The 21,987-nt window shown below is 67.4% G+C and carries 30 protein-coding genes; 28 read left to right on the plus strand and 2 right to left on the minus strand.

Translation table 11 applies throughout. The features are described 5' to 3' along the window. The first annotated feature begins 1 nt into the window (after position 1). The 8 genes from AB0L53_RS54685 to AB0L53_RS54720 all read left to right on the plus strand — a co-directional run bounded on the left by AB0L53_RS54685 (position 2) and on the right by AB0L53_RS54720 (position 3,189). Entirely contained in the window at positions 2 to 373 is a 372-nt protein-coding gene (locus AB0L53_RS54685; RefSeq protein ID WP_364013512.1) for a Gp19/Gp15/Gp42 family protein, read from the plus strand. Beyond that, positions 370 to 762 carry a DUF6093 family protein gene (locus AB0L53_RS54690; protein ID WP_364013515.1) on the plus strand — a complete coding sequence of 131 codons (393 nt, stop codon included), beginning with the start codon at positions 370 to 372 and terminating at the stop codon, positions 760 to 762. The genes AB0L53_RS54685 and AB0L53_RS54690 overlap by 4 nt, the downstream gene beginning before the upstream one ends. A 3-nt stretch (positions 763 to 765) precedes the next feature. Beyond that, positions 766 to 1,152 (plus strand): hypothetical protein, encoded by a 387-nt coding sequence (locus AB0L53_RS54695; RefSeq protein WP_364013518.1) that lies wholly within the window; start codon positions 766 to 768, stop codon positions 1,150 to 1,152. Beyond that, positions 1,149 to 1,565 (plus strand): hypothetical protein, encoded by a 417-nt coding sequence (locus AB0L53_RS54700; protein ID WP_364013521.1) that lies wholly within the window; start codon positions 1,149 to 1,151, stop codon positions 1,563 to 1,565. Before AB0L53_RS54695 ends, AB0L53_RS54700 begins: the two co-directional genes overlap by 4 nt. A gap of 68 nt (positions 1,566 to 1,633) precedes the next feature. Then, the gene (locus tag AB0L53_RS54705; protein WP_364013523.1) at positions 1,634 to 1,963 is read left to right on the plus strand and encodes a hypothetical protein; all 330 of its coding nucleotides are present in this window, start codon (positions 1,634 to 1,636) and stop codon (positions 1,961 to 1,963) included. Then, on the plus strand, positions 1,963 to 2,157 hold the full coding sequence (locus AB0L53_RS54710) for a hypothetical protein (RefSeq protein ID WP_364013526.1): 195 nt from the start codon (positions 1,963 to 1,965) through the stop codon (positions 2,155 to 2,157). The genes AB0L53_RS54705 and AB0L53_RS54710 overlap by 1 nt, the downstream gene beginning before the upstream one ends. A 4-nt stretch (positions 2,158 to 2,161) precedes the next feature. Next, on the plus strand, positions 2,162 to 2,647 hold the full coding sequence (locus tag AB0L53_RS54715) for a hypothetical protein (protein WP_364013529.1): 486 nt from the start codon (positions 2,162 to 2,164) through the stop codon (positions 2,645 to 2,647). Further along, positions 2,647 to 3,189 (plus strand): hypothetical protein, encoded by a 543-nt coding sequence (locus AB0L53_RS54720; RefSeq protein ID WP_364013532.1) that lies wholly within the window; start codon positions 2,647 to 2,649, stop codon positions 3,187 to 3,189. The genes AB0L53_RS54715 and AB0L53_RS54720 overlap by 1 nt, the downstream gene beginning before the upstream one ends. Positions 3,190 to 3,535: 346 nt before the next feature. Here the strand turns inward: AB0L53_RS54720 and AB0L53_RS54725 are convergent, their stop codons facing one another. Further along, a complete protein-coding gene (locus AB0L53_RS54725; RefSeq protein ID WP_364013535.1) occupies positions 3,536 to 3,952 on the minus strand; it encodes a hypothetical protein in 417 nt (138 codons plus the stop codon). Positions 3,953 to 4,085: 133 nt separating this feature from the next. On the opposite strand from AB0L53_RS54725, the gene AB0L53_RS54730 reads away from it, so the two are divergent. From AB0L53_RS54730 to AB0L53_RS54825, 20 genes are all read left to right on the plus strand, one after another. Next, positions 4,086 to 8,165: a hypothetical protein gene (locus AB0L53_RS54730; protein ID WP_364013538.1), complete on the plus strand. Its 4,080-nt coding sequence runs from the start codon at positions 4,086 to 4,088 to the stop codon at positions 8,163 to 8,165. Between the two features lie 51 nt (positions 8,166 to 8,216). Further along, positions 8,217 to 8,468 carry a hypothetical protein gene (locus AB0L53_RS54735; RefSeq protein WP_364013541.1) on the plus strand — a complete coding sequence of 84 codons (252 nt, stop codon included), beginning with the start codon at positions 8,217 to 8,219 and terminating at the stop codon, positions 8,466 to 8,468. A 13-nt stretch (positions 8,469 to 8,481) separates the two neighbouring features. After that, on the plus strand, positions 8,482 to 8,946 hold the full coding sequence (locus AB0L53_RS54740) for a hypothetical protein (protein ID WP_364013544.1): 465 nt from the start codon (positions 8,482 to 8,484) through the stop codon (positions 8,944 to 8,946). A gap of 58 nt (positions 8,947 to 9,004) precedes the next feature. Continuing rightward, on the plus strand, positions 9,005 to 9,448 hold the full coding sequence (locus tag AB0L53_RS54745) for a hypothetical protein (RefSeq protein WP_364013547.1): 444 nt from the start codon (positions 9,005 to 9,007) through the stop codon (positions 9,446 to 9,448). A 5-nt stretch (positions 9,449 to 9,453) separates the two neighbouring features. Continuing rightward, the gene (locus tag AB0L53_RS54750) at positions 9,454 to 10,128 is read left to right on the plus strand and encodes a hypothetical protein (RefSeq protein ID WP_364013550.1); all 675 of its coding nucleotides are present in this window, start codon (positions 9,454 to 9,456) and stop codon (positions 10,126 to 10,128) included. A gap of 12 nt (positions 10,129 to 10,140) precedes the next feature. Then, positions 10,141 to 11,226: a hypothetical protein gene (locus AB0L53_RS54755; RefSeq protein WP_364013553.1), complete on the plus strand. Its 1,086-nt coding sequence runs from the start codon at positions 10,141 to 10,143 to the stop codon at positions 11,224 to 11,226. A gap of 21 nt (positions 11,227 to 11,247) precedes the next feature. Continuing rightward, complete coding sequence (locus AB0L53_RS54760) at positions 11,248 to 13,083, plus strand: hypothetical protein (protein WP_364013556.1); 1,836 nt, start codon at positions 11,248 to 11,250, stop codon at positions 13,081 to 13,083. A 1-nt stretch (position 13,084) separates the two neighbouring features. Beyond that, on the plus strand, positions 13,085 to 13,447 hold the full coding sequence (locus tag AB0L53_RS54765; RefSeq protein WP_364013558.1) for a hypothetical protein: 363 nt from the start codon (positions 13,085 to 13,087) through the stop codon (positions 13,445 to 13,447). A gap of 103 nt (positions 13,448 to 13,550) precedes the next feature. After that, positions 13,551 to 13,946, plus strand: a complete 396-nt coding sequence (locus AB0L53_RS54770) for a hypothetical protein (protein ID WP_364013561.1) — start codon at positions 13,551 to 13,553, stop codon at positions 13,944 to 13,946. Between the two features lies 1 nt (position 13,947). Continuing rightward, complete coding sequence (locus AB0L53_RS54775) at positions 13,948 to 14,262, plus strand: hypothetical protein (RefSeq protein ID WP_364013564.1); 315 nt, start codon at positions 13,948 to 13,950, stop codon at positions 14,260 to 14,262. A gap of 10 nt (positions 14,263 to 14,272) precedes the next feature. Next, a complete protein-coding gene (locus tag AB0L53_RS54780; protein ID WP_364013567.1) occupies positions 14,273 to 15,022 on the plus strand; it encodes an N-acetylmuramoyl-L-alanine amidase in 750 nt (249 codons plus the stop codon). Between the two features lie 243 nt (positions 15,023 to 15,265). Further along, positions 15,266 to 15,643 (plus strand): hypothetical protein, encoded by a 378-nt coding sequence (locus AB0L53_RS54785; RefSeq protein ID WP_364013570.1) that lies wholly within the window; start codon positions 15,266 to 15,268, stop codon positions 15,641 to 15,643. A 151-nt stretch (positions 15,644 to 15,794) separates the two neighbouring features. Then, entirely contained in the window at positions 15,795 to 16,169 is a 375-nt protein-coding gene (locus tag AB0L53_RS54790; RefSeq protein ID WP_364013573.1) for a hypothetical protein, read from the plus strand. 155 nt (positions 16,170 to 16,324) lie between these two features. Next, positions 16,325 to 16,531, plus strand: coding sequence for a hypothetical protein (locus tag AB0L53_RS54795; RefSeq protein WP_364013576.1), 207 nt, complete (start codon positions 16,325 to 16,327; stop codon positions 16,529 to 16,531). After that, complete coding sequence (locus AB0L53_RS54800; protein ID WP_364013579.1) at positions 16,528 to 17,097, plus strand: DUF6879 family protein; 570 nt, start codon at positions 16,528 to 16,530, stop codon at positions 17,095 to 17,097. Before AB0L53_RS54795 ends, AB0L53_RS54800 begins: the two co-directional genes overlap by 4 nt. Then, positions 17,072 to 17,944, plus strand: a complete 873-nt coding sequence (locus tag AB0L53_RS54805; RefSeq protein WP_364013581.1) for a helix-turn-helix transcriptional regulator — start codon at positions 17,072 to 17,074, stop codon at positions 17,942 to 17,944. The genes AB0L53_RS54800 and AB0L53_RS54805 overlap by 26 nt, the downstream gene beginning before the upstream one ends. Before the next feature lie 77 nt (positions 17,945 to 18,021). Beyond that, a complete protein-coding gene (locus tag AB0L53_RS54810; RefSeq protein ID WP_364013584.1) occupies positions 18,022 to 18,360 on the plus strand; it encodes a hypothetical protein in 339 nt (112 codons plus the stop codon). A gap of 523 nt (positions 18,361 to 18,883) precedes the next feature. Beyond that, complete coding sequence (locus AB0L53_RS54815; RefSeq protein WP_364013587.1) at positions 18,884 to 19,108, plus strand: hypothetical protein; 225 nt, start codon at positions 18,884 to 18,886, stop codon at positions 19,106 to 19,108. Next, positions 19,105 to 19,329, plus strand: coding sequence for a hypothetical protein (locus AB0L53_RS54820; protein ID WP_364013590.1), 225 nt, complete (start codon positions 19,105 to 19,107; stop codon positions 19,327 to 19,329). The genes AB0L53_RS54815 and AB0L53_RS54820 overlap by 4 nt, the downstream gene beginning before the upstream one ends. A 360-nt stretch (positions 19,330 to 19,689) precedes the next feature. Next, positions 19,690 to 19,827 (plus strand): hypothetical protein, encoded by a 138-nt coding sequence (locus AB0L53_RS54825; RefSeq protein WP_364013592.1) that lies wholly within the window; start codon positions 19,690 to 19,692, stop codon positions 19,825 to 19,827. A 174-nt stretch (positions 19,828 to 20,001) separates the two neighbouring features. On the opposite strand, the gene AB0L53_RS54830 is transcribed toward AB0L53_RS54825, so the two are convergent. After that, positions 20,002 to 21,987 carry a hypothetical protein gene (locus AB0L53_RS54830; protein ID WP_364013595.1) on the minus strand — a complete coding sequence of 662 codons (1,986 nt, stop codon included), beginning with the start codon at positions 21,985 to 21,987 and terminating at the stop codon, positions 20,002 to 20,004.

Below are 21,987 nucleotides of genomic sequence, written 5' to 3' on the forward strand. Positions count from 1 at the left end.
CGTGGCAGCGTTCGCGACGATCGAGCAGTTCGGCAGCCGGTTCGAGCGCACGCTGACCACGGCCGAACTGTCCCGGGCCGGCGTGCTGCTCGACGACGCGAGCGCCGTCATCCGCGTCCAGGTGCCGAACATGGCCGACCCGCCGCCGGACACGGTGGTGGGCGTGGTGTGCGCGATGGTCGCCAGGGCGATCCGCAACCCGGAGGGCAAACGCTCGGAGACGATCGACGACTACTCCTACACCCGGGACAACGCCGTCTCGGTGGGCGAGGTGTACCTGACGGACGACGAACGGGGCATGCTCAAGCCGCCACGTCGCTGCGCCTTCACAATCGTGCCGTCCTACCCGCCGTGTCCTGAGGATGCCGCGTGAGCGTCGAGGCCACCCTGGCGGCGGGCCGCACGGCCGCACTGCAACTCATGCGCGACACGTGCCTGATCGAGCGCAAGACCGGGGAGACGACCGACCCGCTCACGCTGGAGATTATCGAGGTGTGGGAGACGGTGTACGAGGGCGTATGCCGGGTCAAGCCCCGCTCAAGCCGCGAGGCCGAGTGGGGAGAGCAGGAAGTCACCCTGCACCAGTACAGCGTCCACCTGCCGTGGGACGCTCCACCGGCCGTCCAGCGCGTCGATCGGTTCACCACGCTCACCTCCGACGACGCGTGGCTTCTCGGGCGGCACCTCGAAGTGATCGCCATCTCGCACGCGGGCACCTCAACAGCCCGCCGCATCCTTATCGAAGACCGGCAGGAGGGCTGACGCGTGGCTGACGCCGATCTCGACTTCTCCGATCTACTCCCGGCCGCCGAGGAGATCGACGGCGCCGTCCGGCGGGTCGCCGAGGGCGCCTACCCGCTGGTGAAGGAGTACGCGCAGAAGCTGGAACGCAAGTGGCGGGCCAACGCCCGCGACACCGCTGGCGCCCACGGTAAGCCGTACACCCGCTCCATCACCTCCGAGCAGATCTACAACCCGAACGCCGCCGAATGGGAGGTCGGCCCCGACCGCGCCCGCAAGCAGGGCTCGATGGGCGCCGGTTTCGAGTACGGCGGCCCGACGCAGCCGCCGCACCTGGACGGGGCGCGGGCCACGACCGCGGTCGAACCCGACTTCCAGGCCGCGGTCGAGAAGCTGGCAGGGTCGCTGTGACCCAGCCGCAGGACGCCCACCCGCTAGCCGAGGCGATCCGGCAGATGCTCGACAACGCCCTGCCCTCGGCCGCCACCGTGCACCTGGGCGGCGTACCGTCCGGCACCCCGACGCCGTACGTGGTGATCTACCCCGACATCGGGACAGAGACGCCGGCCGACAGGTCTCTGGCGGACGACGTGTCGACTGACTTCCGTTTCCAGGCCACCAGCGTGGGCGCCACCTACTCGCAGGCGATGCTGACCGCTGGCATGGCCAACACGGTGCTGCTGACCACCATCCCGGCGGTGACGGGCCGCCGTGTCCGCCCGATCCGGCAGGAGGGCTCACAGCCGGTCCGCCGCGAGGACGAATCCAGCCCCCTGTGGTTCGCCACCGCCCAATACCTGGCGCGCAGCGACCGCACTTCGTAGATCCAGTTCGTTTCCCAGCCCGACACCGCAGGTGGCCGGGCTCTTTGCCATGCCTCGAAAGGAGCCCCATGGCCACCCGAGCACCGCAGGTCGCCACCGTCGCAGGCGGTGTCCTGACCATGTACAACGCTGCCGCCGCCGACAAGGTGTCCGGCGTCACCAAGCCCACCCGGATGATCGTCAACAATGCGACGGCCGCGCCGGTCACACTCACTGTCGACCCGGTCGGCAACAACGAGTACGGCGTCGCCAACCCGCCGAAGGTGTGGACGATCCCGGTCGGCTTCTACTTCCTGGACCTGCTTCCCACCTTCCGCGACCCGGCCGACTCCAACCTCGTCTCCCTGGCCTGGTCTGCCACGCCGGGCTCGACGCTGACATGGGCGGCGGTGGGCTGATGGGCGCGCGCATGATCCCGGTCCGCAACATCGAGACCGGCCAGGAGACCAAAGTGGGCGAGAGCGCCTTCCCCTACTTCGCCGGCACCTTCGAGCGGCTCGACCAGCCCGCCGCCGACCCCGTCGACGACACCCCCAGCAAGCCGGACAAGAGCGCCGCCAAGCGCCCGGCCACCACCGAGAGCAAGGAGTAGAGACATGGCCGGTGAAGACCTCCTCGGCGACGGCATGATCAAGGTGACGTACCTGCTCACCCTGTCCAACATCTCCAACCCGCCCGCGTCCGAGCTCAACGCTGGCGTGGACCTGCAGCAGTACATCCTCAAGGACGGCCTGGGCATCGAGCCCGACCAGAGCCCGGTGGACAACACCAGCCTGGCCAGCAAGTCCGAGACCGAGCGGGCCGGCACCGCCAAGTTCGGGATCGAGCTGATGTGCAAGCGGAAGCTGGCCTCCGGCGAGGACGTCGCCTACAACACGCTGGTGCCCGGCCAGGACGGGTTCCTCGCGGTGCGCCGCACCAAGGACAACGAGCTGCCGTGGGTGACGGGCGACGAGGCGGAGATCCACCCCATCCAGAACGGGATCCGCAAGAAGCAGCAGACCGCGCTCAACGAGGTCCAGAAGTTCTCCTCGAAGCTGTTCAACCACAGCGACTCGGACATCGACGCGGTGGTGGCGTAGTGGCAGCACAGCGCTACGTCGAGGACATCGACGACTTCCTGGACGGGCTCAAGCTGCCCGAGAAGGAAGTGCCGATCTGCATGCGTGGGGACCTCCAGGCCAAGTTCGAGCAGCTCGAAGCCGACCTGGAGGCCGCCCGGCGCGGCCCGGACTCCGACACGCTGGCCAGCTCCGACAGTTCCGCGCGGAAGATCGCGCAGGAGATCGAGGCGCTCCAGGCGGAGATGCAGGAGCACGTCCGCGTCTTCTGGCTCCGGGCCCTGCCGCGCAAGGCGTGGTCCGACCTGATCAAGGAGCACCCCCCGCGTAAGCAGGACGCTCCGGCCGACTTCAATAGGGACAAGTTCCCTGTGGCGGCTCTAGCCGAGTGCTCGGTGAAGCCGAGCCTGTCGCAAGAGCAAGCGGGCAAGGTCGTCGACCGGCTGACACAGGGCCAGTGGGCGACCCTCTGGAACGCCATCCTGGAGTTGAACGGCGGTAGCGGAGAGGTCCCTTTCTCCTACAGCGCCTCCGCGATTCTCCAAGCCACCAGCAGGAGCTGAGGATCGCCCGTACCTACGGCATCTCCCGCTCGAAGTTCCTCGGGCGTGAACCCAAGACGATCACGACGTTCGAGCGCGACAACGAGGGCCGACTGGTACGGGCGATCACAGTTCGCGAGCCGGAGTGGCTCGAAGAGGATCGAGATTGGGCGTTGGCCGACCTGCAAGCGCGGGCCGGTAATTGCCCTGGCTGCGAACTCCCTCTGGAGGAGACGACTCTTGCTGAGAACGAAGGCAAGTATGTGGCCGACGAGCCGCTGAAGTGCCACGCCTGCGCGGCGCTGACCGGGAAGAAGCGGGCACAGGAGGATCCGTCCGACATGGTGTTCCGGGTACGCAAGCTGACCTAGTTGGTGCAGGCCCAAATCTCGTCAGCGGACAGGCCCGGCTTGCTCATGCAGTCGGTGATCTCCTGCTGTGTCTTGTGCTGCTTCGGCTGGTTGATGGCGAGCCCGTACATGAGGAGGCTCAACCCCATCGCGGCCAGCCCGAGGCCGAGGGCGGCACCCGCGAACTTCTTTCCGCCTTGCGTCTTAGCGATCAGGGCGATCGTCGCGAGGATCGCGCCGATGAGCCCGATGGGGATGCCCACGGTCAGCAGCGGAGTGAGCCCTACGACGATCGCCAAGATGCTGATCACTAGTGCGGTGATGGCGAGCCCTCGGCTCCTGGCCGGCGCCCGGTGGGGCTGCGGCGGCCCGTACGGGTGCCCGTGGTGCGGCGGTAACTGCTGTCCATACTCCTGCGGCCCGTACTGGGTCATGCAGTGCTCCCGTGGTGTGGGTGGTGTGCGCGTAGGACGCGCCATATGAGGCCCCGGCTTGAACCGTGACACGCCTTCCCTTGATCAATCCAGCATTCACGCGACTTTGGGTCCAGGGCGGGGGTGATCTGCCATGACCGACCGCACGGTCACCACTCGCCTCAAGCTCGACACCCTCGGTTTCACGGCCGGCGGCAACAGCGCCAAGAGCACCCTGCGCGACCTGGACCGTAAGTTCTCCGAGAGCGCCGGCTTCGCGAAGGGGTTCCGCAAGCAGCTCGAAGACGCTGCCAAGCGGCTGCCGCCCATCGACATCGACGTCAACAGCTCCGCAGCCGAAGTGAAGCTTGCGGAGCTACGGTCCCGCCTGGAGAGCCTGTCCAGCAAGACCGTGGGCGTCGACATCGACTCCGCCGAGGCGTATGCCGAGCTGCAGGCGCTACAGCGCGAGCTCGCATCCATCGACGACAACGACGTGGCGTTCGAGGTTCGTGCCAGCGTCACGCAGGCGCTCGCGGACCTGGCGGTGATCGACCGCGAGATCAGCCGGGTTGATGGCCGCGACGCGCGGGTCAACGTGGACGCGGACGTGTCTGGCGCCCTGTCGAGCATCGCCCTGGTGGGCGCGGCCCTGGCCGCACTGCCTGCGGTGACGACCATCGCGGTTGGTGTGATGGCGCTGGGCGGCGCGTTCGCCGCGGCTGGAATCGGCGCAGCCGCTTTCGGCGCGGCGACGGTCCCTGTGCTGGGCCGCATCAACCAGGCGCTCACCGCGCAGGAGGCTGCAGCCAAGGGCGCGGGCGCAGCGACCGGCGGCGCTGGCCAGAGCGCGGCTCAGGCGGCTCAGCAGGCGATGCAACTGGAGCAGGCCGAGAAGCGACTCAAGGACGCCCAGCAGGAGCGGAAGCAGGCGCAAGAGGACCTGACGCGCGCTGTTGAAGACGGCCGCAGGGCCTTGGAGGACATGAACTTCTCGTTGGAGCGGTCGGTTCTCAGCCAAAAGGACGCGGCACTGGCCGTGCGCGAGGCCGAGGCCCGGCTGGCGGAACTTCAGTCCAAGGGCGATGCCTCCGAGCTTGAGATTGAGCGAGCGATGCTCAACGTCGACATGGCCCACCAGAGGGCGCGCGAGCAGGAGGTTAAGACTCAGCGCGCCAAGAAGGACACCGCAGCTGCCAACCGCGAGGGCGTCAAGGGGACGCAGGAGTATCAGCGCGGCCTCGACAACCTGCGGCAGGCCGAGGCGAAGGTGCAGCAGGCCAGCGACGCTCTGAAGGCAGCTCACCTGCAGCAGCAGGCCGCCATGTCGAGCGGCGGCGGCGGAGCGGCCAAGTTGAAGGACGCCTTCGGCGAACTGAACGCGCAGGAGAAGGAGCTCGCCAAGAACATCAGGAGCTTCAAGGACGAGTACGTCGCCTGGCAGCGCAGCCTTGAGCCGGACACGTTTGCCGTGATCAACCAGGGTCTCGACCTGATGCGGCTTGGGCTGAAGGAAGCCTCGCCTCTGGCAAGAACCGCCAGCAGCTCCTTCCTGACGCTGGGCAAGGACGCCGAGACGGCGTTGACCGGCCCGTTCTGGCAGACCTTTCTCTACAACGTCAACACGGCCATGCCTGGTGCGATCATCGGGCTCGGCCACTCCTTCGGCAACGTCGTCACCGGCATTGCCGGCGTGATCAATGCCTTCTTGCCATTCACATCGAACGTGATCAACCCGATCGAGAACGCGTCCAAGGCGTTCGCCGACTGGGGCACGACCTTGAAGGACAACCCGGCGTTCCACGAGTTCATCGCCGACGTGAAGGCGAACGCTCCCCAGGTCTGGCAGTTGGTCAAGGACATCGCGTCTGCTCTCGGCAACGTGGCCAAGGCGGTCGGTCCGCTTGCCCCTACCGCGTTTTCCGGGCTCGGCCTGCTCGCCGACCTGGTCAAGGGCATGGACCCTGGCCACATCCAGGCTATAGCCCTGGCCATCGGGGCGATCAAGCTGGCCACACTCGGCATGGGCGCCATCAAGAGCTGGGAGAACCTCGCGGGCGGCATCGACGTGGCGGGCGCGGCGGCCGGAAAGACGTCCGGCAAGGTGGCCGCGCTCGGCAAGGCGGCGATCGGCGTGTCTGCCGCGGTGATCGGGCTTGAGGCGACCGGCAGCGTGATGGCACAACTGGGCGGCCAGTCGGCGGGCATTGACAAGCTCACGCTGGCACTGACCGAGCTGGGTCAGACGGGCAAGTGGTCCGGTGACCTGCAAACCCAGTGGTTGCACGCCCTCGATGGCGCCGGCGACGCGGCTTGGCGGTTCGGCGAAGGGCTCCGTGAGCTGCAGGATCCGTCGTTCGGCGAGATGTATTGGTTGCACCCGCTGTCGGAGGTCGCGGCGCTGCTTCCGGGCATCGACTCGACCGTTGATCAGCTGGAGCAGAAGTTCGCCGATCTCGACACCACGTTGGCCGGGATGGTGTCCTCGGGCAACGGTGAGGGAGCCCGCAAGTCTTTCGACGCGTTGGCCAAGCAGGCCAGCGAAGCGGGTATCCCGATCGACAAGCTCCGCGAGCTGCTGCCTACCTACAGTCAAGCGGTCAGGGTCGCAGGGAACGCCTCAGCGGAGGCCGCGGCCGGGGTGGACAAGGGCAAGCTCGCGGTGGATGGCTTCAACAAGTCGCTCGACGTCTTCACCAGTCGGACAGACGCTCTCCAGGCGATGCAGGCGATGAAGACCGCCTATAACGAGGCCGAGAAGGCGATCGAGGCCGCCAACGGCAAGCTACAGGTCAACGCGCAGATGACCGACAAGCAGCGCGACGCGGTCATCCAGGCGCGCGAGAAGTTCGCCGCCTACGTGGACAGCGTCAAGACGGCGGCCGATGGCGCGTTCGCCCTGACTGGCCGCACCACCGAGTCCACGCGGGCCGTGCTGGAGCAGCTGCCGCACCTCGCGTCCCTGGCGGGCAAGAACTCCGAGGCTAAGGAGCAGGTGCTGCTGCTGGCCAAGGCGTACGGCATCTCCCGCGATGACGCCATCAAGGCCATGTCCAGCGCCGAGGGGCTCAAGAAGGTCCTGGCTGAGCTGAAGTCGAAGGAAATTCGCATCGGCCTGACGATGGACGTGTCCAAGGCTGAGGAAGAGTTCGGCTCGTTCATCAAGAGGTACAGCAACAAGTCGCTGGCGATCGCGCTGGCCACCAAGGTGAAGGCGGCGGGCGGCATCCAGACCCGGTCCGGCGTGGACCTGATGGCGGCGGGCGGACTGAAAGGCTCCTCGTCGACGTCACCTCCGCCGCCGGCGATCCGTAGCCAGCCCACGTACGTGCCGGGCGACCGGGTGGGCACCGTGTATGCCGAGGCTGGCCGGGAAGCCTACATCCCGTACGACACCTCCTACCGGCAGCGGGCGATCAAGATTCTGGGTCAGGTCGCGAGCGACTTCGGCCTGGAGTTGTACTCGGCAGACGCCGAGAAGAAGACGACCACGCTGGTCGCCGGGCTACAGGCGACGAACGCGAGCATCACGACCAGCTTGGACGGCGCGACGCGCGAGCTGGACGCCACGCTCGGCAGCTCGGGCACGCTGACGCAGTCCGTGGCCAGCGTGGGCACTCTCGGATCGCAGGTGGCCCAGTCCTGGGTGACCGGATCGAAGACCATCGGCGAGTCGGTCACAGCGGGCTCGAAGACCGTCAGCGGGTCAGTGACGGGCATGGCCGATGCTGTCACGGTCGGCTCCGACAAGATCGTGAAGGCCACTGATCTTGTGAAAGAGGCAGCCCTGCGGGTCGCCGACGCGCTCAGCAAAGCCTCGTCCGGCTCCGGTAAAGGCTCACAGGGTTCAACCAATGTGCCCGCGCCAGGCGGCTCTAAGGGCTCGGGCAAGGGGTCGCAAGGCTCGGTGATCCCGCCCGCGCCTGGCAGGTCGTCGTCGCTGAACTCCAGCAACTCGGTTGCCGGGGATTTTGGCGCGAGCGGCTACATGTCTGGCGGCGCGTCACTGTCGACCAACTACAGCAAGGTGTCGGCACCTCAGCAGGTGCCGTTCGTTCCCCCGCCCCGTATCGCGTCGCCGACCGGCGGCGGCGGGACGGGCGTGAACGGGAGCCCCGGGCCCAATGGAGGCGGCGGTCCTGCGGTTGTCATGTACGGCACGGTGATCAGGGAAAGCATGGACGCCGACGCGGTCACCGCGAAGATCGGCATGGTTGTGGACAGTCGCGGCTGAGCCCGCCCTTTCATTCACGTCAACCCAGATAGACAGGAGGCGGGCTCTGCCATGCCGCATGATCCCGAAGTTCACGGCACGTTCGGCGCCTACATGCGCGGTGGCGCTCCGCTCGGCCAGGGCCGGACAACGGACGTGATCACCGTCGAGCCGACGTGGGCCACCCGCGACCAGGTGACGGAGTGGCGCAGCGAAGACGGCAGCCGGTTCAAGCGGGTCACCGACCAGGCGGGCCACGAGACGACGCAGGAGACCACCCTGGACGGCCGCGAGAAGCAGCACGTCCGCATCAACCTCAGATAGATAGGAGGTCCCTGTGGCGATCACGCAGGACGCCTGGTTTGTCGATTCGTACGTCAAGACCATGCGGCAGACGATCACCATCGACCTGGGCGGCACCACGCCGGGCCTGTTCAAGGGTGCCTTGTTCACGGGCACGGTGGTCCCCGACTTCAGCCAGACCAACCCGGCCTGGAATAGCGCGCCGTGGAATGCGGGCGAATCGTCCGGGCCCGGCTACACCTCCGGCGGCCAGAATCTGACCGTGACATCGTTCGCCGGCCTTTCGACCACGAACAAGGTCGGGTGGCGATTCAACACTGTCACCTGGACGAGTACGACGCTGTCGGCTGAAGGGCTGCTCATCTATGCGCCGTCGCTGACGAACAAGGCGTTCCTGTTCCGCTGGTTCGAGGGCGTGAAGACCACCGCGGACGGCGATTTCGAGATCGCCTTCCACACCGACGGCGCGTGGCGGACCGTGCTGCGTAACACCGCCTGACCTGCATCGACTCGTTCCCCGCCATCGTGCGGGGTTTCCGCATGAGAGGAGCCAGGTCATGGCTCGATACACCACGCATGTGCAGGGCGTCTCCTCCGGCACGTCGCTGCTGACGGTGCTGCAGTTGACGGCCGGGGCGCAGCGGCTCGGCCTGTACGGCATCGCCGTGTCGTTCAAGGGCGCCAGCTCAACGGCCGTTCCGCCGCTGGTGCGGATCGCCCGCACCACGACGTCCGGCACCAGCAGCGCCACCCCCACCATCGTGTCGGTGGACGGGTCTGGGGTGACCAGCACCGCCACCAGCGCGGCCACGTTCACGGTGGAGCCGACCCTGAGCGACATCCTGTGGGCGCGGGAGATCCACCCGCAGACAGGCTGGGCGGAGTGGATCCCGCTCGGCGACGAGTTCGTCATCGCCGCCTCGACGCGGGTGGCGGTGTCGGTGCTGGCCGCCGCGACGGTACCGATCACCACGCAGCTGTACTGGCGTGAAGGCCACTAACGCCCGTGGCGACCAAACGCAACAGCTTCGACGGCGGCACCAACACCACGGTCATCACGGAGGGCAACAGCGGCGGCGGCAGCGGCGACGCCCTGGAGTACGTTTCCGGCAGTCCCACCTACTCCACCACGCAAGCGCACTCCGGCACCCTGGCGGCTGCTTTTCCGGCCAGTGCGAACACCTCGATCGGGTTCGAGCTGTCGGCGAGTGTGTTCTGGGTACGGTTCTACGCCTACCTGGCCCAACACGTGGCCCACGACCTGCTGTCACTGTGGGCCGCAGTCAACGCGGGCGGCTCATTTCTGGGCGGAATCGCCACGAAGGTCAACGGGAACCTGTCCCTATTCTCTGGCGGCTCCTCCGTTGACGTGTCCGGCGCGGCCATCACGCTCAACCAGTGGATCCGCATCGAAGCGATGTGGTCGACGACCGGCGGCGCGTCGATCGAGTTGTACAACAGCCCCGACTCGACCACGCCGACCACGACCGCCTCCATCGCCAGCAACCTCGCCAGCGCGGTCGCCACGCAGGAGCTCAAACGGGCCACGGTCGTGACGACGATCAGCTACTTCGACGATTACGCGGTTTCGTCCGATGGTCCGCTCGGGCCGGCAGTGGATCCGGTGCCGCGCTCGGCGTGGATCGCACGGACGGCTGTACACCGCGCCTCACGCTGGTAGAGGGGAGAACCGGTGGCCCGCTACGGCCGCGCCTACCCCGCCCCGCAACGCCGGGTAGGCCCCAACTATCGGGGCGTACAACAGCAATTCGAGCTCCCCGTATTCGAGTCGGTGTCGGAGTGGCCGCCGGTCACGGTGACCACCCCGAACGTCAACATCACCCTGGGCGCGTTCGAAAGCGTCTCGGAGTGGCCCGCGCTCACCCTGCGATACGAGCAGCGCTTCACCCTCCCCCCGTTCGAAAGCGTCTCGGAGTGGCCCACGCTCACGGTGTCCATCCCGGTCAAGCCCGGCGACTCACTCACCGGCGCGCACGGCCAAGTCGAGTGGAACGGCGTCTTGTGGGGCCCGACAACGGACGTCAATGTGCTGCTGCCGGTGGACGGCTGGCTGGGCACCCCGTCCGTGGACAACCGGAACGTGTCCAGGCCGAACCGGGGCGGCGCATGGGACGCCCGCAAACTGCCTCAGCAGCGCATCGTGTCGATCAGGCTGCAAGCCGACTCGGCGACCGACCCCACGCAGGTGCACGAGGTGCTCGACCAGGTCATCGCCGCGACCCGCATCTCCAGCGGAGATGAGCCGCTGCCGCTAGTCGTCAAAGGGTACGGGCCGCCCCGCCTGGCGTACGGGCAGGTGATCGACCGGCCGATCCTGATGGACGGCAAATACAACGCCGGGCTACCCGACATCGGGGTGCTGATCGCGTGCGGCGATCCCAACATTTACAGCCTGGAACGGCGCGGCGCGACCATCCCGGTCGGCACACCAACGGCGCTGTCGAACGCGGGCAACACCGAAACGAGCCCGATCATCCGCATGGAGGGCCCGGTCACCAACCCGGTGCTGGTCAACCAGACGCTGGACCGCACCCTACGGTTCTCGATCACAGTACCGTCCGGCCAGATTCTGGAGATCGACGTCAAAAACGGCACCGTCACCCTGGCCGGGGTCAACAAAATGTCCACCCTGACAGGCGCAGGCATCGTCCCGGTGCAGGACATGGTCCTCGATGCCGGGCCCAACACCATCGCGTACACGGCCACCTCGGGCGGCGACAACGGGGCCGACTTCCTGTGGCGTGACGCGTGGCTCTAACCCTGATGAGGCGGTGAGTTCGTGGCCGTCTCCATCCGCTCCGTCCGCTTCAACACCATCGGCCTGCCCGCCAGTTCCGCAGCCCGCGGCGACGCCCAGCCGGGAGACACACTCCTGGCGTTCCAGTCCGCCGACTCTGGCGGCCATGGCGTGCTCAACCTGCACTACTTCGACCTGACGTGGGAGCTGATCGCCGAACACACAGGCAGCCCGTGGGCCGGCGACCCGTCCGGTCTGACGGCAGGCACCAAAGTGTGGAAGCGGATCTGCGGCGACAGTGAGCCGCCCACCTATTTCACGTCGCAGGGCCCGTCGGCGGACGGCCTGGTCACCATCGTCGCCATCGCCGGCGCGCTCGAAGACAGCATCCAGGTCACCCCCACCACGGGCATGCTCTCGCCCAGCCTCATCCCGGCATTCCCGGCCGGGATGGAGCTGAGGTATGTGGCAGGCGTTCCCGGGCCGCCCGGAACGTCCGTGTCGTGGGGCACCCCGTCCGGCTTCACGCCGCAAGGCAGCAGCCAGGCCGCCACATGGACGACTGGCGCGCTGGCGACACGCCAGGTCGTCTCCACCGCCGCCACCGGGACAGCGATGTTCACGGCATCGGCATCACTGGCCGCGGCGGCGTTCACCGTGTTCATCGCCGCGGTCAGCTCGACACCGCCGCCGCCGGACCCGCCGGTCGTGCAGCCGTTCGCGCCCGGCGTGGGCAGCTCGCTCTACCGCTACGTGTTCACGAGGCTGCTGGACCGCACCTACCTGGGTGACCTCGACCTGGTCAACGTCAAATTCGACAAGCGGATCCTGCAGCCGGGATCTTTCAGCGCCACCATCCCGATCCCGGACCGGCGGACCGGCGACCTGGTCGCCCAGATCATCCCGCGCGACGAAACCGAACTCGGTATCGGGCCGGGCGTCATCACCTGCCAGATCTACCGCGAGGGCGTCTGCTGGGGCGAATATTGGATCACCTCCGCCCAGCCGTCCCGCAGCCGCAGAGACACCCCCACCATCCAACTGCAGGGCTCCACCCTGGACGCCTGGCTGTCCCGAGTCGAACTCCAGCAGGATCTCACCTACAGCGCCGTCGACCAGATCACCATCGCCCGCAACCTGCTGACGGAGCTGATGGCGCTGCCGAACGCCAACATCGGCCTCGCCTTGCAGGGCGGCACCTCCGGCGTGCTCCGAGACCGCAACTACCTGGAGGCCGAGAGCGGCTACTTCGGGCAGCGGCTAGTCGAGCTGGCGCAGGTCGACGACGGCTTCGAATGGATGATCAACCTTGAAGACGTGGACGGCGTCCTGACGCGCCGCTGGGTATGGGGCTACCCCACATTGGGCGTGCTGGATCCGCCGCCGCACCTGTTCGCCGACGGCCGCTCCGGCGGCGACATCCTGGCGTGGAGCGAAGTAATCGACGCCCTCCGCGGCGCCACCAGGTGGCGGGCCCGCGGCTCATCAGCCAGCAGCGACGCATCCACCTCCGCCTCCCTCATCTCCACCCCGCACGAGGCGACCGCCCACCTGGCGGCAGGCTGGCCGCGCATCGACCGCACCCTCTCCTACTCGTCGGTGACCGAGACGGGAACCTTGGAGGATTACGCCGCCTTCTGGGCCTCGCGCGCAGCCGGGGCTCTGAGAGTCGACCAGGCGACGGTCGCCTTCGGCAAGACGCCGTCGCTCACACCCAACAACCTCGGCGACACCGGCCGCTTCTACTTCGACAACGAATGGCATCGGCCGGTGTGGAAGACGCGCCGCATCATCGGCATCGGCGTCTCCCCAGCGGAACGCGACAGCGACGAAGAAGCCCAACTCGTGCTTGAAGGACAGGAGGCGCCCGGTGCCTGACATGAACGTCTACGCAACCGACCTGCCCGCCCGAATCCGCAACCTGGAACGCGAAGTTGCCGACCTGCGCGCCCAGGCCCGGCCGGCGCTCACCGAGGCGTCACAGGGGTGGCGGTTGAAGAGCATGACGCCCCCGGCCGTCGGAGCCGGCGAGGCGCACATCGGGGCGGACGCCTCCGGGTTTTTCGCCACAGACATCAACGGCACCAAACGGATGATGTACAAGGCGTCCAACGTGGACCCTGTCTCGGGCGCGGCCGGAGACACCTACGGCGCAGCGACCGGCACGCTCATCAATCTGCTGATCACGCGATTCAACGAACTGATCGCCAACCTGATCGGCGCGCAGCACATGGACCCCTGACCGGATCCGCACCCCTGATCGTGGCCGCCCGCGGGGCTTGCGCTGCCCAAAGGGAGCGCGGGCGGCCACCCCTACCCTCTCGACCGACCGGGGAGGTTGCCGCGTGCGACATCTTGAGACGCTCCGCTTCCGTGTCGGCCGCCGTGGCGCAGCGCTCCTCTTCTTCGCGCTGCTCGACGTCATCTACGCTGCGTCGCTGCTGAGCGCGCCCACGAGCGGCCCCTACCGCTTCCTCGCCGCCATCCTGCCGCTCGCCGCATGGGCGAGCCTGTGGGCCGCCGTAGGCATCCTGTGCGCCGTGCAGGCGTTCCTGCCGTCCGACAGGGCGGCGTTCGCCGCGGCGATGCTCATCAAGGTGGTTTGGGGGATGGTGCAACTGGCTGGCTGGCTCATCGGCGACCTGGACCGCGGCTACGTCAGCGCCGCCGTGTGGCTCGCCCTGGCAGCCTTCGTCCACGTCATCTCCGGCTGGCCAGAACCCGCACGCCGGGGACGGTGACGTGGACGCGGGAGTCATCATCGCCGTCATCTCCGGGCTGGTCGGGCTCGCGTCGGCTGCCTACACGGCCCGGTCAGCCTCGCGCACGTCGGTGGCGAAAACAGAGGCAGACGAACGGGTGGCCCTTCGACAGATCGAGGCCGGCGCCTACGAGCGGGCCCGCCAGGTGTACGAGGGCACGCTTGGCCGAATGCAGTCGGAGATCGACCGTCAGGCCGCCCAGATCAACACGCTGCAACGCCAGGTGTCGCGACTGTCCCGGCAGGTGCGGGACGCCGGACTGGTGCCGGCGACGAGCAGCGAAGACGACACGTAAGGAAGTGATCATGCCGTACCTGACACAGCTTGCCACGGTAGCCAGGAGAACCGGATATCCGGTGGTCGAGGTGGCCGGGTGGCGGACGCGCGGCCACGGACCGCAGCCGGCTGTGCGTGGCATCGTCGCCCACCACACCGCGGGCCGGAACGACATGCACGTGGTGCGCGACGGCAGACCGGGCCTCGACGGTCCCTTGTCGCAGTTTTGGCTCAAGCATGACGGCACCATCTACGTGGTGGCCGCCGGCCGGTGCTGGCACAACTACCCGTCCACGTCGCCGAACCACGACAACTCGAACGCGATCGGCATCGAGGCCGAAAACAACGGCAGCGAACCCTGGCCCACCATCCAGCTCGACGCATACCGGAAACTGTGCGCCGAACTGTGCAAGGCGTTCGGGCTCTCGGCGAGCCGTGTGAAGGGCCACAAGGAGGTTCAGCCGGGCAAGCCCGACCCCCATCACGTCGACATGGGCCGCTTCCGGGCCGACGTCGCCCAGCTGCTCGCCGACCACGACGGGCCGTCCCCGTGGCCGGGCCGCCTCCTCAAGTACGTGTCCGGTGAGCCGCTGATGATGGGCCAGGACGTACGCACCTGGCAGGCCGCCCTCACCACGAACGGCTTCAAGACCACGGTGGACGGCGCTTTCGACGAGAAGACCCGTACAGCCACGCGCAAACTGCAGCGCCGCGAAGACCTCGCCGATGACGGCGTCGTCGGCCCGCTCACGTGGGCCGCCGCCTGGCCCACCTCGTGAAACTCCGTCCTCGACGCTACCTCCGCATCGCAGGCAAGTACTGGCGGATGAACCCTGGGCGGCCCTGGTGGCTCCTGCATGTGTGGGACGAGATCAGGGCCGACATGCGCGCCCCCCGCTGACCTTCAGCGCTCCGCCTGGCAGTAGTACCTGCCCCAAAGGGCTCTCAAAGTCGTCCCAGGTGCCAACGGCCTGGGCTTTTTCATGTCCCGAGCATTCATGTCCCCGAGCACAGGAGTCTCCGTGCTGAAGAAGATCGCACCCTTCGCCGCCCTCGCCCTGGTCCTCGCCGGAGGAACCGGACTGGCCGCGGCCTCCACCGCCGCGAAGGAGCCCGCCAAGAGCTACGGCGTCTGCATCACGAAGTCCGGCGCCGTCCGGGTGCTGGAGGCGAAGAACCTCGCCAAGTCGCGGTACGGCAAGTGCCGCACGGGCGAGCGGCGGGTGCTGCTGCCCGGCGTCGACGGCGTCCCGGCCCCCTTCAAGATGCCGGCCAAGATGCAGTTCACGTTCGAGGGCGTCACCGCGGTCTGCACGCGCGGCAGCGACGCCGCGTCGGGTGTGCCGGCGTACGCGTGTGTGAAGCCGACGCCGAGTCCGTCGCCCACTCCGACGTCGTGATCAAGGTGTTGGGGAGCCGCTGATTTTATCAGCGGCTTTGCAACAGCTGGAGCTGACGAACGCCCCGAAAATATACCGGCTCGCATACCGCTTCCTCTAACCAGTGCAAACACCGCTGGTCTTATAGTTTTCCGACCTCATTGGAGGGGCCATGCAGGTACGTATCTTCGGCCGCGAACCGGCCGTCTGGGTCTACGCCATCAACAGCCTGGTGGCCGTCCTGGTCGCCTACGGCCTGCCCCTCACACAGGTGCAGGTGGCGACCATCTCGACCGTGGCCACCGCGGTCCTGGCCACTGTGGTGGCGATCCTGACCCGGCCGTTCATCGTGTCCGCGCTGACGGGCGCGGTCGGCACCGTACTGACCGCGATCGCCGGGTTCGGGCTCGACCTGTCGCAGGCGCAGATCGGCGCGACTGTGACCGCGCTCAACATCGTGCTCGCCCTGGTGCTGCGCATGAACGTGTCGCCATCTTCGGCGACGTCGGCCTATCCGCCGGGCGTGCATTCGACGCCCAGGTTCTGACCGGCAGTATGAAGACGCCCCCGCCCCCTCCCTTCCGGGAGGCGGCGGGGGCGTCTTCTTTGTTTCCTCGAGGAATCTTGACGTGCAACGCCATGGAATGAAATATCGATGAGCACGCGCGCGATAGCGCGCAATCGCTCGTCGAGAGGATCGCCATGCGACTGACGTACCTCGGCAAGACCGACACCAGCAACGAAGGCAACTGCCCGGCTCTGTACCAGACCGACCGCGGCACCGCTGTCGTGCAGGGGAAGCGTATTACCGATCCCGAGGCCCTCGGCGACCTCCGCGACCTCGCCCCCGACGAGATCGCTGTCGAGGTGCCCTGGGATGTCATCGAGCTCGGACGGCGCGCGCAGTGACTCTGCAGATATCAGGTGAGGAGTTCCTTGACCTGTTCCGCCAGGCCAAGTCGGATGTCTTCCGACTGGAACTCCGCGACCGATACAACGTGCCCGCCGAGCGAGACCGCTGGGAGGCGTTCCAAGCTCGTGACTGGCCGCGGCTGGACGAGCTGAACAAGGCCCAGCGCGCCACCTGGATGCAACTCATCAGGGACGTCACCTCGGCAGACAAGCGCGTGGAACGGGTGAGAGTGGTCTCCGAACCGCCGACCCAGTACATCCAGTTCGAGCTCCGTCTCAATGCGGGCAACGACGAAGCGGGCGAAGTCATCCGCTACCTCCCGCGCGACCAGATCGAAGGGCTGTCTCTCCCGGCGGAGGACTACTGGTTGTTCGACTCCGCCACCGCCGTGCTGCTCCGTTTCGGCGACGACGACGATCTGCTAGGCATGGAGTTCGTCGACGCGCCCGCGGCGATCGAGAGCTTCTGCGCCGGCCGGGATGCAGCCTGGCGTCTCGCAATCCCGTACAAGGAATACGCACCGAAGTGGGCTGATCTTGGCGAACCCTCGCCAGGCGCGTGAAGCACTTGGAGCGCGGCTGCGCGAGCTGCGCAAGGACGCCGGCCTCAACGGCAAGCAGCTGGCGCAGGCGCTCCACTGGCAAGCCACCAAGGTGTCGAGGATCGAGCTCGGCAAACAGACGCCCAGCGAGGACGACATTCGCGCCTGGCTCGGCGCCTGCGGTGCGGCCGACCAGCAGTCGTCGCTGATCGCTCAGCTCCGTGGCCTCGAGCTGGCCTACGCGGCGTGGCAGCGGCAGTTGCGCACCGGGACGCGTGACCGGCAGCGCCAGATCGCCACTCTCGAAGCGGAAGCCGATTTGATCCGCGGATTCGAGCCCGCTACGGTCCCCGGCTTGTTCCAGACCAGGGAGTACGCGCGGCACATCATGGCCCAGTCGATCGCGATCCACGACATCGTTGACGACCTGGAGGATGGCCTGCAAGCCCGCATGGAGCGTCAGGAGATCCTCTACAAGCCCGGCCACCGCTTCCACTTCATCCTCACCGAGGCGGCCATCCGCAACCTGTTGTGCCCCCCTGACGTCCTGATGGGGCAGATCGAGCGGCTGATTGCGTCGGCCACCCTGCCCAATGTTGCTCTCGGCGTGATCCCCTTCACAGCCCGTCTCCCCAAGTCGCCCGTGCATGGATTCTGGGCCTATGGCACGCGTCTGGTGATCGTCGAGACATTCGCGGCGGAGCTCTCGCTTACGCAACCGGAGGAGATCGCGGTCTACGCCAAGATCTTCGGATTGATGAAGGATGTCGCACTGTACGGAAAGGCCGCACGCGCGCTGATGACCAGCGTGTTGGACGACCTTGCCGCTACGCACTTCCCCGAGGGGGATCCTTCGGAGCTATCGTGAGCCATTCCGCCCTACGTCAGCGCAATGGCGCGCAATCGTCTTGAGATCCTGCTAGAGCGGCTCGTACCGTCCTGGGCATGGACAGTCACAGGTCCGTTCCCCCCATGCGACCGCCCGCCAGATCGGGCGTTGACGCCACGAGCAGGTCTGCCGACGGCGATGTGACGCGGCGTCGGCAGACCGACCATCTGGCCCTGGCCCTGCCTCCCCGACGCGTCGACGTCAGCCCCACGAGCTCGGGCTCTGCCGAGATCGCCGAGTTCCACGACGTCCGCCGGCGCGACGACGGGATCTGGATCGCCGTCCACGACAGCGGCCAAGTGATCACCGCCCCGAGTCTCAGGCGCCTGCAGTACATCGAGGCCCTGAAGGTGCGCATCCTTCACTCGTTGCACACGTCCGGGGCGGCGCTCTGATGGCGATCGAGCTTAAGAACTCCCCGGCCTGCCGCGTCGCCCCTGTCACGGTGCGCCGGGTGGGTGGCCCCGCGACTCGTTGGCCCGCAGCCCAGATGGCGGCGGCCGGAGGGACGGCGCGGGGCCACCATCAAGACTTCCGGCACGCCGCCTGGTCCCCATGGCTCGTTGCCGGATGTGTCCCTGCCCGTTCCGGACCGGCAGGGACTGGCCGGGGCCCGTATCCACCGCACGGGACCCCGGCCCTCGACCACCTGAAGCGCGGCGACTTACTCGGAAATGGTCACCTCCAGGAGGAGAACCGTGAACACGAAAGAGCCAAAGGATCCACCGCCGAATCCGTGCAAGGACGGCTGTGTGGGCCCGTTCGATATCAATCCGAGGGCAGGGACCAAGACGTGCGGGGCATGCGCCATGACGATGACGTGGATATAGGAGAGCGGCCCTCCACCAAGCCCAAGCCGGTACCCCTGCCATGGGTCACGTCCCCGCGGAAGTTGCCGTTCCGGACGGGGGAGCCGACGTGACTCCCGAGGAGGTCGCCGCCTTCTACGACGACCCGGCCAACGCCGCCATGATGTGCAATTCGCTGATGCGCGCGCGGCCCGGCTGGGAGGTGTGGCGCTATAACCGCATCTGGCAGGCTCGTCGGACTGACTGGCCGCGTATGTATCCGCCGCTCGCCATCGCGACCGCCGGAATGCTCAACCTGGTCATGTGGTCCATAGACGAGGGCGATGCGGCATGACCCCCGACCCCCCGCGCGCCTACACCCTGCACGAGGGTAAGGACGGCCTCATTTACGTCTACAACGCCGGCGAGCAGGAGTCCAGGTTCGGCATCAGGCCTGCGAATGCGACTATACGGGCGGGCCTCGAAGCGCTAGTGACCAGCCTGAACGACCCGCGCGCGCCCATCGACCGGCGTCTAAACCTCCTTGCCTTCGAGATCATGCTGAAGATCTGGTGATCCTGCATGTCTGACCATGAGTGGACGCCTTACATCCCATCCGGGAACCGCACACGGGTGGTCGAGACATCATGCTGCGGCCTGTACCAGCTCGTTCAGGAGGGCGGCGCTCACGTCGTCACGCGCCGCGGGCGACACCCCTCCTACGAGGAGACGGCCAGAGGTCCGGCCAACCTCGCGACGGACACCTTCCGTTCGCTTGTGGCCCTACATCTCACCGGGACGCAGAAGCACTGGCCATAGCAAGCTCCCCGGTTCGACCGTCGCCCGTCAAGCGACGGTCGAACCGGGGTTACGGGGTCTCCGTCCGGATCTGGAGGGACGGTGACGGAGACCCCCTCTTCCCCTTGAGGAGTTTCGATGAATGCCCCACTTCTGGCCGTCATCCTCGCGGTGAATGGCCTGATCGCTGCAGCCGTCATGTGCGCCGAGTACATCCCTGACGGGGTGCGCTGGCTGTGGCGGCGTATCACCGCCCGGACGGGCGACTCCCAGTAGCGATCACGCGGCTGCGCGTGGGATGCGCGCGATTCCGCTTTTCGATCTTGGTTGCGGGTGTCGCCGACTGTCGCCAGGGGTGTCGGAGCGGCTGTCGCGGACCGTCGCGACACCTGTCGCGAGGCTTCGATCTGTAACCCTCCTCGCCCGACACCCCGGCCCCTGTCGCGACACTCACACCCGGACAGGCTCACCCAGCAGGACATCCGCGCGGATGATCCGGTAGCACCGCCGTTCGTCGTCGCGTTCGATCACGCCGTCGTCGACGAGCAGCGTGAGTTGGTCGTTGAGCCATCCGCGCGATGTGTAGCCCGTCCGCTCCTTCACCGCCTTCAAATCCTTGACTGCGAACTCCTCCCGCTCCTCCTTCGCCCACGCGGCCAGCTGGGCGAGCAGCACGCCGCGCGCCTCCTCCGGCGGCAGCCTCGGCCCCTCCCGCTTCGGGAACTTCGCGTTGTCGGCCGCCTCGATCTTGTCGTCGATCCCCGCCTCGATGTCCGGCGACGGATCCTCCGTCGTCACCCGATCCCCCACCGGCTTCTCCCCCTCGTCCTCCTGGCCGTCGTCGTCGAGTCCGGCCGCCGCATCCGCGCCGTAGTTGGCCGCGATGATCGCGGTGAACTCGTCGACCTCCTTCGCGACGGCCGGCCAGTTGTCGGCGTGCGCGCGCATGCGGGCGCTGGCCTCCTGGTCGTCGACGCCCCAATCCCAGGTCCGCATCGCCATCGCAATCCGAGCCTCCTCGATGGAGGGCGCATCCAGGTAAGCCATGCCGGGCTGCTTCTGCGCCCACATCTCCGGACGGGCGCCCGCTTCACGCTGGGCTGGCGACAGGCCGAACTTGGCGTCGCTCGCGGACTCGACACCGAGGCACATCTTGGCGAGCTGGCCGCGCGCGATCGTCGGCATCTGCGTGTAGTCCGACCGCTGCAAGGACAGCACCACGGTTCCGCCTGCCGACCGGATCGCCTTCAGCATCGACAGGAACTCTTCCTGCTCCTTCTCCGGCAAGGCGTCGAAGATGTCGGGGAACTCCTCCAGCCACACGATCCAGTAGGACAGGCCGCAGCCGGGCATCCACTTCTGGTAGCCGTGCGCAGACAGCCATGCCGTCCGCTTGGGTAGTTCGGCCTGGATGTCCCGCAGCATCGCGCGCGCCTTCTCGGCGGTGTACACGACGCGGTGCAGGCCCTTCTCCAACGGTCCGAGCGTCTGATCTGCCTTGGTGATGTCGGCGGCGAAGATCGCGACGTCGAACCGGGTCATGATCTCGGCCAGGATGTTCCAGCAGGCGCCGATGCTCTTGCCTGACCCGGACATGCCCATGATCATCAGATGGAAGCCGAACAGCAGCAGCTCGACGATGTCGAGGTCCTGCCACAACCCCAACCGGATGGGCTCACCGATCGACCCGCCGGGCCGGGATGGTCCCGGCCACGGGATCCGGTTCTTCAGCACGCGCGGATCCGAGATGGTGGCCTTCGCCTTCGAGGCGTCGTCAGGGTCGACCGACACGGTGATAGCGCCGGGCGGCAAGCCGGCGCCTGACTCGATGTACGGCACCTTCTTCTGCAGATCCTCGGCGACTCCCTTGCCGTGTTCGAGCTGAACGCTCGCCTCGGCCTTGTGTTCGGTCGTCTTCGTCGTCGTCGCGTCGGCGACGATCCCGGCCCGCTCCGCGCCCCGGCCGAACAGCGCCTTCAACGGGTCGCTTACCAGGTCGTTCCCGTCCACGCCCTTACGGCGGAGGGCGGCCCGGATGTTGAACGAGAAGATCAGGGTGAGGCCGCCGATCAACGCCAGCCGGGCCGGCCACAGCGCGCCAGGCGAGTTGATGGTCGCAGCGCACATCCACACGCCGACCAGCAGCGTGGTGGCGCTGGTGTGGACGCGCCCCCACATGCTGCGCGCGTGCGACTGCGCCCACGTGATCGCGGTCAGCACCAGCACGGCCGCCGCCATCAACACCATGGTCCAGGCGATCGTCTGCACGTCATCCGAGCCGAGAGCGACGTACAGGAACCAGCCGAGCCCGTACAGGAGGGGGGCGACGACCCACGGCGGCAGGTAGGCGACCGCCTTCGACACCTCCCGGGCGGCCACCTTCCCCATCGAGGACTCGTGCACCTCAACCTCGACGGCCTGCTTCGTTCGTGACAC

The sequence above is a fragment of the Nonomuraea sp. NPDC052129 genome (assembly GCF_040680095.1).
Lineage (GTDB): Bacteria > Actinomycetota > Actinomycetes > Streptosporangiales > Streptosporangiaceae > Nonomuraea.

Bases quoted from the DNA above. Each gene is read 5' to 3' on its own strand.
- AB0L53_RS54705 (WP_364013523.1), top strand. From the start codon at position 1,634: ATGGCCACCCGAGCACCGCAGGTCGCCACCGTCGCAGGCGGTGTCCTG.
- AB0L53_RS54710 (WP_364013526.1), top strand. From the start codon at position 1,963: ATGGGCGCGCGCATGATCCCGGTCCGCAACATCGAGACCGGCCAGGAG.
- AB0L53_RS54715 (WP_364013529.1), top strand. From the start codon at position 2,162: ATGGCCGGTGAAGACCTCCTCGGCGACGGCATGATCAAGGTGACGTAC.
- AB0L53_RS54725 (WP_364013535.1), bottom strand. From the start codon at position 3,952: ATGACCCAGTACGGGCCGCAGGAGTATGGACAGCAGTTACCGCCGCAC.
- AB0L53_RS54730 (WP_364013538.1), top strand. From the start codon at position 4,086: ATGACCGACCGCACGGTCACCACTCGCCTCAAGCTCGACACCCTCGGT.
- AB0L53_RS54735 (WP_364013541.1), top strand. From the start codon at position 8,217: ATGCCGCATGATCCCGAAGTTCACGGCACGTTCGGCGCCTACATGCGC.
- AB0L53_RS54745 (WP_364013547.1), top strand. From the start codon at position 9,005: ATGGCTCGATACACCACGCATGTGCAGGGCGTCTCCTCCGGCACGTCG.
- AB0L53_RS54765 (WP_364013558.1), top strand. From the start codon at position 13,085: ATGAACGTCTACGCAACCGACCTGCCCGCCCGAATCCGCAACCTGGAA.
- AB0L53_RS54780 (WP_364013567.1), top strand. From the start codon at position 14,273: ATGCCGTACCTGACACAGCTTGCCACGGTAGCCAGGAGAACCGGATAT.
- AB0L53_RS54790 (WP_364013573.1), top strand. From the start codon at position 15,795: ATGCAGGTACGTATCTTCGGCCGCGAACCGGCCGTCTGGGTCTACGCC.
- AB0L53_RS54795 (WP_364013576.1), top strand. From the start codon at position 16,325: ATGCGACTGACGTACCTCGGCAAGACCGACACCAGCAACGAAGGCAAC.
- AB0L53_RS54810 (WP_364013584.1), top strand. From the start codon at position 18,022: ATGGACAGTCACAGGTCCGTTCCCCCCATGCGACCGCCCGCCAGATCG.
- AB0L53_RS54820 (WP_364013590.1), top strand. From the start codon at position 19,105: ATGACCCCCGACCCCCCGCGCGCCTACACCCTGCACGAGGGTAAGGAC.
- AB0L53_RS54825 (WP_364013592.1), top strand. From the start codon at position 19,690: ATGAATGCCCCACTTCTGGCCGTCATCCTCGCGGTGAATGGCCTGATC.